Raw genomic sequence first — 12,145 nt, forward strand, 5'->3', positions numbered from 1 at the left:
CGCTCGGCCTGTTGAGTGGTGAGGGGCGGGCGGTGCACGCAGAATCGTGTAGGAGCTGCCGAAGGCTGCGATCTTTTGATCTGGATCTGGATCTGGATCTGGATCTGGATCTGGATCTGGATCTGGATCTGGATCTGGATCTGGATCTGGATCTGGATCTGGATTTTGACCTAACTGTGGCTGTGGCTGTGGCTGTGGCTGTGGCTGTGGCTGTGGCTGTGGCTGTGGCTGTGGCTGTGGCTGTGGCTGTGGCTTTTGACGTTGATTTTGACGTTGATTTTGATGTCGATCTTGATCTTGATCTCTCGCCCCTTCGGCAGGCCAAGCGTAGGTGTTCATCAGGGGGTTAGGCGCGTAGCGCCGTGCGGCGAAGCCGCACACATCGAGAGGAGGTCGTCGCGAAGCAGACCGTAGGCGATGCCCCCTGATGGACACCGTAGCGAGGGAACACCGAGCGTAGCGAGGTGCCGTACGCCGGGGCGAAGCCTTTTGCTTACTTTTCGGCGTCTGGAAAAGTGAGTCGCTGTAAGAGCGAAACCACAATCAGCCATCACCGCAGCAACGGATATACACCCAAACCCCCAAACCCCAAAATCAGCCGTTACCGAAAAAACGGATATTCACACAAAACCCCAAACCCCAAATCACTCCACCTAATACCCCATCATTCACCCACTCCCCCCAACCCCCCAGGTTAACAAAACATAACGTGGCGTCGATTGTCAGACCTTTCCAAAGCCCGATAGGATAAGCCAGCTTCCGAAGGGGCTCTAGATTGCAGGTTTCAGGACTATGCTCCAACCAACCAATCACCAAGAGCACCCTTACGGCGCCCTGAAAGGTTGAACGACCTAACAATAATAATGGGGGAAGGTCTATGAGTGAGCCTGTCATGGGTGTGGGTATCTGCCGCCCGCCGGCACTACGCAAAATCGCGTTGCTGGCTACAGCGCTCTCGCTGTTGGGCTGTGCCATGTGGTCGGCACCGGTGCTGGCCGCCGACGCGCCGGCCGCCGATGCGGTCTATTCCGTTGAATCCGCCAAGGCTGCCAAAAGCCTGATGCTCGACGTCGTCCACGCCGGCAAGCGCCTGGTGGCGGTCGGGGATCGTGGGCACATTCTGTATTCCGATGACCAGGGCTCGACCTGGACCCAGGCCAAGGTGCCAACCCGGCAACTGCTGACGGCGGTGTTTTTTGTCGATGACAAACACGGCTGGGCCGTCGGGCATGACGCGCAGATCCTCGCCAGCGAAGACGGCGGCGTCACCTGGACCAAACAATTCGAAGACCTGAAACGCGAATCGCCGCTGCTGGACGTCTGGTTCAAGGACGTCAACAGCGGCTTTGCCGTGGGCGCCTATGGCGCGTTGATGGAAACCACTGACGGCGGCAAGAACTGGGAAGACGCCAGCGACCGCCTCGACAACGAAGACCAGTTCCACCTCAACGCCATCGCCGCCGTGAAGGATGCCGGGCTGTTCATCGTCGGGGAGCAGGGCAGCATGTTCCGCTCCGCCGATTGGGGCCAGACCTGGGAAAAACTCGAAGGCCCGTACGAAGGCTCGCTGTTCGGCGTGATCGGCACCGCACAGGCCAACACCCTGCTGGCCTACGGGTTGCGCGGCAATCTCTACCGCTCCACCGATTTCGGCAGCACGTGGGAGCAAGTTCAACTCCAGGCCGCGCGCGGCACACTGGAGTTCGGGCTGTCCGGCGCTACGCTGCTGGAGGATGGCTCCATCGTCATCGTCGGTAACGGCGGCTCGGTGGTCAGCAGCAGCGACAACGGCGAAACCTTCACCGTGTTCAACCGCCCGGACCGGATTTCCGTGTCGGCGGTCACCGCAGCAGGTAACGGCAATCTGATTCTGGCAGGACAGGGCGGCGTTCGCGCCACTTCGCCAACCGGCGCTGAGCTTGGCAAGTGAACCGGGCAAATAATAAGAAGGGCGAAGCTATGACATCATTGACCAGTCACCACCAAGACAAGGCGACGTTTCTTGAGCGCCTGATTTTCAACAACCGCCCGGCAGTGATCGTCATATGCCTGCTGGTGAGTATCTTCCTGTTCTGGCAAGCGACGCTGATCCGGCCGTCCACCAGCTTCGAAAAAATGATCCCGCTCGAGCATCCGTTCATTCAAAAGATGATGGAGCACCGCAACGATCTGGCGAACCTGGGCAACACCGTGCGGATCTCGGTTGAAGCCACTGACGGCGACATCTTCTCCAAGGAATACATGGAGACCCTGCGCCAGATCAACGACGAAGTGTTCTACATCTCCGGGGTCGACCGTTCCGGCCTCAAGTCGTTGTGGAGCCCGAGCGTGCGCTGGACCGAGGTGACGGAGGAGGGCTTCGCCGGTGGCGAGGTGATCCCGCAGAGCTATAACGGCTCCCAGCAAAGCCTCGACCTGCTGCGCAACAACGTGCTCAAGTCCGGTCAGGTCGGGCGCCTGGTGTCCAACGACTTCAAGTCGAGCATCGTCGATATCCCGCTGCTGGAGTCCTATCCGGACCCGCAAGACCAGGGCAAGTTGCTGGCCCTGGACTACCGCAAGTTCTCCCACGAGCTGGAAGACAAGATCCGCGACAAGTTTGAAAAACAGAACCCTAACGTGCAGATCCACATCGTCGGTTTCGCCAAGAAAGTCGGCGACCTGATCGATGGTCTGGTGATGGTGGTGATGTTCTTCGGCGTCGCCTTCGTCATCACTCTGATCCTGCTGTACTGGTTCACCAACTGCATGCGCAGCACCGTGGCGGTGTTGAGTACGACGCTGGTGGCGGTGGTCTGGCAACTCGGCTTGATGCACTTCTTCGGTTTCGGGCTCGATCCGTATTCGATGCTGGTGCCGTTCCTGATCTTCGCCATCGGTATTTCCCACGGCGTACAGAAAATCAACGGGATCGCCTTGCAGTCCAGCGAGGCCGACAACGCCCTGACCGCTGCACGGCGTACGTTCCGCCAGCTGTTCCTGCCGGGGATGATCGCGATTCTCGCGGATGCGGTGGGCTTCATCACGCTGCTGATCATCGACATCGGCGTAATTCGCGAACTGGCCATCGGCGCGTCCATCGGCGTGGCGGTGATCGTGTTCACCAACCTGATCCTGTTGCCGGTGGCGATCTCCTATGTCGGCATCAGCAAACGTGCGGTGGAACGCAGCAAGAAAGACGCGCACCGCGAACACCCGTTCTGGCGCCTGCTGTCGAACTTCGCCAGCCCGAAAGTCGCTCCTGTATCGATTGCCCTGGCTCTGATCGCTTTCGGCGGCGGCCTCTGGTACAGCCAGAACCTGAAAATCGGCGACCTCGATCAAGGGGCTCCAGAGCTGCGTCCGGACTCGCGCTACAACAAGGACAACAACTTCATCATCAGCAACTACTCCACCAGCTCCGATGTGTTGGTGGTGATGGTCAAGACCAAGTCCGAAGGTTGCTCGCGCTATGAAGCCATGGCGCCGATCGACGAGTTGATGTGGAAGATGCAGAACACCGAGGGCGTGCAGTCGGCGATCTCGCTGGTGACCGTGTCCAAGCAGATGATCAAGGGCATGAACGAGGGCAACCTGAAATGGGAAACCCTGTCGCGCAACCCGGACGTGCTGAACAACTCCATTGCCCGGGCTGATGGCCTGTACAACAACAGCTGTTCCCTGGCACCGGTGCTGGTGTTCCTCAACGATCACAAGGCAGCGACCCTCGACCGTGCGGTGCATGCGGTGCAGGACTTCGCCAAGGACAACAACAAGGACGGCCTGGAATTCATCCTCGCTGCGGGTAACGCCGGGATCGAAGCGGCAACCAACGAAGTGATCAAGGAATCGGAGCTGACGATTCTGATCCTGGTGTACATCTGCGTCGCGACCATGTGCATGATCACCTTCCGTTCCTGGGCGGCGACCTTGTGCATCGTGCTGCCGCTGGTGCTGACCTCGGTACTCGGCAACGCACTGATGGCCTTCATGGGCATCGGCGTGAAAGTCGCGACCCTGCCGGTGGTGGCGTTGGGCGTGGGGATTGGCGTGGACTACGGCATCTACATCTACAGCCGCCTCGAAAGTTTCCTGCGTGCCGGCCTGCCGTTGCAAGAGGCCTACTACCAGACGCTGAAGTCCACCGGTAAAGCCGTGCTGTTCACCGGTCTGTGCCTGGCCATCGGCGTGTGCACCTGGATCTTCTCGGCAATCAAGTTCCAGGCCGACATGGGCCTGATGCTGACCTTCATGCTGCTCTGGAACATGTTCGGCGCCCTGTGGCTGCTGCCAGCGCTGGCGCGGTTCCTGATCAAACCGGAGAAACTGGCAGGGCAGAAGGGCAATTCGTTGTTCGCCCACTAAACGAACACTCCTGTGGGAGCGAGCCTGCTCGCGAATGCGGACTGACATTCACCATTGATGTCGACTGACACACCGCTTTCGCGAGCAGGCCCGCTCCCACATTGGATCTTCAACAGAAGCCGCAACCTCAGGTTGCGGCTTTTTCATGCGTGCTCAGTTCGGTTCCAATGGCAGTAAATGATCTCGGGCCAGTGTTTCGCTAATGGCGCCATGATAGATCTCGATTTTCTGTTTCGGATCCTTCGCCTTGGCCATCGCCGACTCGTAGGTTTCGAGGCGTTGCGCTTCGGTTTTCAGATGCGCGGTCGTGTAAGCGGCCTTGTCGTCCAGCAAATCGGCATAGTGAAAGTGTGCGTACCAGACAGGAGCATCATCAGCGTCCCGCAGGGCATATTCCTGCATGAAGTCCCGGCGTCCGGTTTTCAACCGGATTCGGCGGCCGATGGCTACAACGTGAATCACATCGTGTTGCAACAGATATTCCACACCCTCACTGGTGGGCGCCTGATCCAGCGTCATGCGGGTGCGCAATTCCGTTGCCTTTCTCTCGAGGACCATAGCCTTGCTACGAAGCTCGGCGACCAGGGCGGTATCTCTTTCATTGCCTGACGGTGCGTCCTCGTGGTTTTCCAGCTTATCGGCAAACCCGGTGAGCTTTTTCGCCTCGCGTTGCAGTTGCTCCTCGATTTCCTTGGGCGAGCTCGCACCTTTGGCATATCCATCAATCTTGAACACCTGATCATCAACCTTGGCCAGGGTTTTTCGGGCATCTCCCTTGAGCAGCGGGTAGGCAATCGATGATGCTTTGGAGGCTGGCTCTTTGGCGATGACTATCTCAACCCAGACATTGGGCTCGTGTTCATGGAACGACAACAGAGGCTTGTCGTCCAGCGGGCCGTTGATGTCGACGATGTCACCGCCCTGATCGGCAGTGCGCGGACGTAAATCCCCGATCAAGATGCCTTTGTCCGTTTTGATGACTTTTTTTCTGCCGGCCGGAGCGGACGGGGTTTTCGGCTTTTTCTTACTCGTTCCTGCCTCTTTGGATGTGCCGGGTGCTTGGGACGAGGCTGCCTGGTCGGGTTCATCCGATGCGGGTGGAAGCTGTTGAATCTCCTCGGCCAGGCGCTGTTCGGCGTCGATACGTAGCTGATCAATGATCTCCCGCAGGCGGTTGAACACCGGCATGACTAACTCATCGGCCCTGAAGATCCCGATACCGCCCAAGGCATCCTGCGAGTTGCCGTAGTGACGGACCAGGCTGTCCAGCACGGCGATACGATCGCCGTGTTCATACACGTGATCGGTCTGCAGTTCTGCATGGGACCGGGACAACATCAGCAACGGCTCGACAGCCATTTCCAGGGCATCGGCGGTCTCGGTTCCGAGGATCTTGACGCTGAGGATGCGCAAGATAATCAATTGATAGGACTTGACTCGCAGGGCTGTCAGTTCATTTCCCGGTCGGTTTTCGTTCAATTCCTCCAAGGCTTTGGCGCCCAGCATCGGGATCTGCTCAAGCTCCTTGATTCGCCTGTCGATCTCTTCGTAAGACCGGATCATGGTTTCATTGATTTCACCGGTGGTACGGATGAAGTCGAAGTATCGCGTCACCACGGCCTGGCCTTCGATAGACAAGGCTTCATACAGTTGCTGCACATTACTGGCGAATTCGCTGTACCGGGCATTGGCGGCGGTTCGAGCGTCGTCGGCCTTCACAATCCGCTTGCGAATATTCTTGATGATGTTGCCCAGTACATCGCAAACCAGTGAGTGGTCCAGGGGCGCGTCCGTCAACGCGCTGGTCTCTCTCAGCCCGTCAAGCAGCGTGGTGTAGGCGTCGGTTTGCTTGTCGAGCTCGGCGACATAGCGTTCCGTGAATGTCGCACGCTCTTGGTTCGTGCTGGCGGGGTTGTTGTCTTTGAGGCCCATGAGGTTTTCCGCGATATCGACACGTTTTTGCACTCGATTCTGCTGCGCAAAAAACTCCTGGCGCCACAGGGCCAGCTCTTGAATGCGCTCACGTCGGGCTCTGCGTGCATCGGCTATGCGTATTTTCGGGCCGCCACCGACCAGTTGCAGGCCCTGATCCAGCATCCATTTGCCACGGCCATTGGTCCTGAGCTTGATTCCTGGATGGTCAGGGTGTTCCGGCGGCACCAGGAAAACCTCACCGAAGCCCGGCACGATCCGTACGCGAAACAGCAAGCCGGCGAGGGGGGCGTGCCATTTGTTGTCGATTCGGTACAGGCCCTGGAAGGCGCCGATGGAAACCGGTTCCGGGAGCGAGTCCGGCCATGGCACCCGCACGGTTTTCAATTGTTCGAACAATCGGGCGGTGGCCGAGTCACGTGCCGACGACAGGTTGAAATCCATTAGGGTGTGGCCGCTGCCCGGTGGCTCTGACGGTCGTCCCGGTGTTGCCTGGGTCACCACGCTTTCATCTGCAATGTGGGGCAGGGGCCGCCGCAACGGATCGAGGGCCACGGGTGTTTGCAGGGAGGCAATCGGGTCATCGACTACGCCTCTGTTCTGCGCCACATGCAACAGCACCAACCCCAGGTTCAGGAGCACGTCGACCCAAGCCTGCTCCCGGGCCGTGACGTCATCACTGTCCAGGGCGGGAAGGTCCTGGATCAGACTGTGGGTGATTTGCAGCATCCAGCCCACCAGCATGACCGGGCCGCGCAGCATCGGCAGAATCAGGTTGTTGAACACCAGCCAGCCGCCTTCGAGAATGATCGCCCAGCGACTCTCGGCGTTGGACACCGATTGCCGAGCACCCTGTTCCGCCAGCGCATTGGCATTGCTTTCAAATAGCCGAGCCAGCAAATGACCTTGTTGCAGCGCCGTGAGCCAATCAGCGGCGGCTTCGTCGCCCACCAACCGCGCTGGCTCAGGTTTTTGCGGCAGCGTGAACTCATCACCGGCATGGAAGTGGACGATGTGCGGCTCGTTGAAACCGTTGTTGTCGTAGATCGGGCGGGCGCGATCCGGCAACCAGGTCAGCACGCTGATCTGCAATGGACCCGGCTCTGCGATGGCGCTCAACAAGGCTTGGCGGTTCGGGTACTGGTGCAGCGCCGGTGAGTACAGCGGGCGGTAGAGAATGTGCGGGCCATCGGCCTTCAAGTCTCGGGGTTCGATGATAAACAGGTTGCCGGCCACGTCGCATTCGGCGTCAGCCTTTCGCTGGAAGGCCAGCGGGCGCAGAACGATTTCCTGGTCGTCGACGAAGCGCTCTGCCGTTGTCTTGTGCATCAGCGCCGCGACGTAGCGGTAACCCTGGCGGGTGAAACCTTGTTCAGCCTTGATCGAGTGTTCGAGTGCAAGCATTGGCAAGCTGACGGCCAGTTCCAGGCTGAACAATCGCTGGCGTTCCCGCGTTTCGGGCGTGTCGGTCAGCAGTTCAGTGCGAATGTATTCCGGGAAGTGTTTGCCGATGTCGACCCGGGTCACCAGCTCCAGCAGATAGGCCTCGGTGGTCCAGTCCTGGACCAGTTGCCCCGCGGTGTGGCGCACGCTCATCCGGCCCTTGGGTTTGCTTGCCAGGTTCTTGATCGCCAACTCGGTCAGCGACATTTTCACCGGCTCGATGTAGCCGCTGCCGAGGTCGCCGACCGGCACATGGAAGGTCAGTTCCAGTTCGTCAGGGTCGTAACCGGGGGCCATTGGCTGGTCCAGCAGCATCTGTTGGTGCAAGGCTTTGTTGGCAAAGCTGTGAAGGTCATCGATGCCGGCGTGGAAGGTGCTGCCCAGGTTTTGTTGCTTGATGCTGGCGTGTTCCAGCACATGCTTGCGGTAAGCCATGCGATCAATGGGGGTGGCGCGTTGCAGCCACTCGGGCAGGTTTGACTCGATGTGCTGGAAGAGCATCGGGTTCGCAGTCTGGGCGCGCGACGGAGTGACGAACAGCGCCGCCAGATCGGTGATCGCTGCGAAGCGTTTTTCCAGCGCGTCCAGCGGTAGGCCAGCAGGCAGCTTGAACGCGGCCAGATCGTCCAGTTGCTGGTTCAGCAGCAGGGCGGCCTGGGTGTCGAAGATATTGCCGTCCGGCTCAAAGCGTTTCCAGATGATGGTGTCGGCCATGAAGGTGCGTTGAAACCGCGCTGCCCAGGCCTGGCCGAACGCTTCCATGGAAGGAAACGCTTCGATAGTGCCGTTCACGCTGCACAGCAGCAGGGTTTCACCGCAGGCCACCAGGATGTCAGGACTTTGCAGACTGACCGATTGCTGATCGATGTTCAGGGTTGTTTCAAGCGTGCAGGCGTGAATGATGCCTTTTGCCCAAGGTGCCTGGACGCGCTCCTGTTTGTCGGGATGGCGGGTCAGTTCGGTGAGGATCTCGGCGTGCAGCGTATTGATCGGCGCATGCTGTATCGCCGCCGTTTTCAATACTCCGTTCAGCAGATCCCCCAGCCATTGCCAGTGGCTGGCCCCCGCGTTGATCGGCTCATTCCAGTAGTCAGTCAATGCTTGCTGATACGCGACGGACACAAGGGTCGGCAACTCACGGATGACGTCGGCGATGACCTGCATGTCCGGTTCGCGTCGGGTGGTGCTGTCGAGAGTCAGGCGCGTCGGAGCCTTGTTGGTGAGGAAACAGGCGCGGCCATATTGTTCGCTGAGTAGCGGTGGTTTACCGCTTGCCAGGTACGTGAGCGCCACTTCCAGCAGCAGTGTCAGGCGCCAGCCACCCTCCGGCAGTGGTTGTGCAAGGCGGGTTCGGTAGGGGTCGAAATCCAGTGACGGGTATTTTTCCAGCAGGTCTTCCTTGAGCAGGCTGGCGGTTACCGAGCGCAGGGTCGGGCGAGAGCTGAACCGGGCGCTGATCGTTCGGGCAATGATGTCGGTGGAATCGGCTGTGACAGTCGATGATGAAACGGCGGGCATGAGGCAGTCCTTTGCATGGCTGAGACCTTGAACATAAAGCGTCGACGGGCGAGGGGGGCGGTACCCGTTTACCGCACAGATGTCGATGGAATGGGATAGGGCGCGCGCAGAAACAAAAAAGCCGCGACCTGAGGGTTGCGGCTTTTAGAATTTATAAGATCAAAAGATCGCAGCCTTCGGCAGCTCCTACAGGGATCACATTCCAAAGTAGGAGCTGCCGAAGGCTGCGATCTTTTGATTTTGCTCTACGGCAAGTCAGCGCCCAGCACTACGTTCAGCGCACTGCGCGCATCATCCAGTTGCACCAGCGTTGCATGCCGGGCGCCCAGAGCATCGCGATTCTCGATAGCGGTGAGGATCGCCTTGTGCCGTGGCAGTGCCAGTTCGTGCAGGTTCGGTCGCTGGTTGGAATGCTTCAACGCCTCGGCAATCGCCACCGCGAGCATGTTGCACAGGTTGGCCAGCAAGTCGTTGTGGGTCGCGTCGGCGATGCGGCTGTGAAAGTCCAGGTCCGGTTGCAGCAGCGCTTCCGGGGTCGGCGCGGCTTCCATCCGTTGGTAGGCTTCGCCGATGGAGGCGATGTCGGCGTCGGTGGCGTACTGCGCGGCGAGGGCGGCGGCGGCCGGTTCGATGATGCTGCGCACGCTGGTCAGCAGGCCGAAGAACTCATTCTGCGGACTGCTTTGCATCAACCAATGCAACACGTCCGGGTCGAGCATGTGCCATTCCTTGCGCGCCTTGACCACCGTGCCGACCCGCGGACGGGAATACACCAGGCCCTTGGCAACCAGTACGCGCGTGGCTTCGCGCAACACCGGCCGACTGACCGCGTACTCTTCGCACAACAGGGCTTCGGCGGGCAGTTTGTCGTCGGGCTTGAAGCGTCCGGAGACGATCTGCATGCCCAATTCCTGGACGATGCGCGAGTGCATGCTTTTGCGGTCGGAGGGTTTGCGGTAATCCATGGGGAACGAAGCAATCCTGGGCGATGGGGGTGTGGCGCATGATAGCAGGCGTGGACACAATCTTGAGGCGGGCATAGATCATATGTGGGAGCGAGCCTGCTCGCGAAGGCGATTTAACATTCACCATCTCTGGTGAATGTCAGTCCGCTTTCGCGAGCAGGCTCGCTCCCACAGGGGGATGTGCGGGGTTAGTGGGAATGGCGCGGTACTTCGGAGCCTCGGCAGCCGACCAGGAAGTCAAAGTCGCAGCCTTGATCCGCTTGCAGGACATGATCGATATACAGCTGACGATAGCCGCCCACGATCAGTTGCTTCGGCGGTTCCAGATCAGCCATTCGCGCCGCCAGTTCGGCGTCCGGAATGTCCAGGTGCAGACGCCCGCTGGCGCAATCAAGCTCAATGAAGTCACCTTCCTGCACCACCGCCAAAGGCCCGCCGGCTGCGGCTTCCGGCGCAACGTGCAAGACCACCGTGCCATACGCGGTGCCGCTCATGCGCGCATCGGAAATCCGCACCATGTCAGTCACGCCCTGGGCCAGCAGCTTGGCTGGCAAACCCATATTGCCGACTTCAGCCATGCCCGGATAACCCTTCGGCCCGCAGTTTTTCATCACCAGAATCGAGTTGGCGTCCACGTCCAGTTCAGGGTCGTTGATCCGAGCCTTGTACATGTCGAAGTTTTCGAACACCACCGCACGCCCGCGGTGCTGCATCAGTTCGGCGCTGGCGGCGGATGGTTTCAGCACCGCACCGAGTGGCGCCAGATTGCCGCGCAGCACGCAGATGCCGCCATCGGCGCGGATCGGGTTGTCGAGGGTGCGGATCACTTCGTCCTGGCCGTAGATCGGCGCGTCCTTGGTGTTCTCGCCGAGGCTCTTGCCGTTGACGGTCAAAGCGTTCGGATGCGGAATCAGATTGGCTTCGCCGAGGCGACGCAATACTGCGGGCAGACCACCGGCGTAGTAGAACTCTTCCATCAGGAAACGCCCGGACGGTTGCAGGTCGACGATGGTCGGCATGCCGCGACCGATGCGGGTCCAGTCATCCAGATCCAGTTCGACGCCGATGCGCCCGGCGATGGCTTTCAGGTGAATAACTGCGTTGGTCGAACCGCCAATCGCCGCGTTCACCCGGATGGCATTTTCAAAGGCTTCTTTAGTGAGGATCTTCGACAGCCGTAAATCTTCGCGAACCATCTCCACCGCACGCATGCCGGACATGTGCGCCAGTACATAACGCCGCGCGTCCACCGCCGGAATTGCCGCGTTGTGGGGCAGGGAAGTGCCCAGTGCTTCGGCCATGCAGGCCATGGTCGATGCGGTGCCCATGGTGTTACAGGTGCCAGCCGAGCGGGACATGCCGCCCTCGGCCGCGAGGAAATCGTCGATGGTGATCGTGCCTGCTTTCACTTGCTCGCTGAGCTGCCAGACCACGGTGCCCGAGCCGATGTCCTGGCCCTTGTGCTTGCCGTTGAGCATCGGTCCACCGGTGACGACGATGGCCGGCACGTCGCAACTGGCCGCGCCCATCAACAGTGCCGGGGTGGTTTTGTCGCAACCGGTCAGCAGCACCACGCCGTCAATCGGGTTGCCGCGAATCGCTTCTTCAACGTCCATGCTCGCCAGGTTGCGAGTGAGCATGGCGGTGGGGCGCAGGTTCGATTCGCCATTGGAGAACACCGGGAATTCCACCGGGAAGCCACCGGCCTCGATCACACCGCGTTTGACGTGCTCGGCAATCTGACGGAAATGCGCGTTGCACGGGGTCAGTTCCGACCAGGTGTTGCAGATACCGATGATCGGTTTGCCGTGGAACTGGTGGTCGGCGATGCCCTGATTCTTCATCCAGCTGCGGTACATGAAGCCGTTCTTGTCGGCCGTGCCAAACCATTGGGCGGAGCGCAGGGTGGGTTTCTTATCAGACATGATCGATTCTCTTATTGT

Annotated in this window: 6 protein-coding genes; 3 read left to right on the top strand and 3 right to left on the bottom strand. The window is 59.8% G+C overall.

Annotation, left to right across the window (positions count from 1 at the left end):
- Positions 1-32: 32 nt before the first annotated feature.
- From LOY68_RS13605 to LOY68_RS13615, 3 genes are all read left to right on the top strand, one after another.
- Positions 33-350 (top strand): hypothetical protein, encoded by a 318-nt coding sequence (locus LOY68_RS13605; RefSeq protein WP_265045134.1) that lies wholly within the window; start codon positions 33-35, stop codon positions 348-350.
- A gap of 527 nt (positions 351-877) precedes the next feature.
- Positions 878-1,930: a WD40/YVTN/BNR-like repeat-containing protein gene (locus LOY68_RS13610; protein ID WP_163909770.1), complete on the top strand. Its 1,053-nt coding sequence runs from the start codon at positions 878-880 to the stop codon at positions 1,928-1,930.
- 29 nt (positions 1,931-1,959) lie between these two features.
- The gene (locus tag LOY68_RS13615; protein WP_163909771.1) at positions 1,960-4,344 is read left to right on the top strand and encodes an efflux RND transporter permease subunit; all 2,385 of its coding nucleotides are present in this window, start codon (positions 1,960-1,962) and stop codon (positions 4,342-4,344) included.
- A gap of 153 nt (positions 4,345-4,497) precedes the next feature.
- On the opposite strand, the gene LOY68_RS13620 is transcribed toward LOY68_RS13615, so the two are convergent.
- The 3 genes from LOY68_RS13620 to LOY68_RS13630 form a co-directional block, all read right to left on the bottom strand.
- Positions 4,498-9,237 carry a dermonecrotic toxin domain-containing protein gene (locus LOY68_RS13620; protein ID WP_265045137.1) on the bottom strand — a complete coding sequence of 1,580 codons (4,740 nt, stop codon included), beginning with the start codon at positions 9,235-9,237 and terminating at the stop codon, positions 4,498-4,500.
- Positions 9,238-9,482: 245 nt separating this feature from the next.
- The gene (locus LOY68_RS13625) at positions 9,483-10,202 is read right to left on the bottom strand and encodes a FadR/GntR family transcriptional regulator (protein WP_265045139.1); all 720 of its coding nucleotides are present in this window, start codon (positions 10,200-10,202) and stop codon (positions 9,483-9,485) included.
- Between the two features lie 188 nt (positions 10,203-10,390).
- Positions 10,391-12,127: an IlvD/Edd family dehydratase gene (locus LOY68_RS13630; RefSeq protein WP_265045141.1), complete on the bottom strand. Its 1,737-nt coding sequence runs from the start codon at positions 12,125-12,127 to the stop codon at positions 10,391-10,393.
- Positions 12,128-12,145 lie beyond the last annotated feature (18 nt).

The sequence above is a fragment of the Pseudomonas sp. B21-053 genome (assembly GCF_026016365.1).
GTDB classification, from domain to species: Bacteria; Pseudomonadota; Gammaproteobacteria; order Pseudomonadales; family Pseudomonadaceae; genus Aquipseudomonas; species Aquipseudomonas nunensis.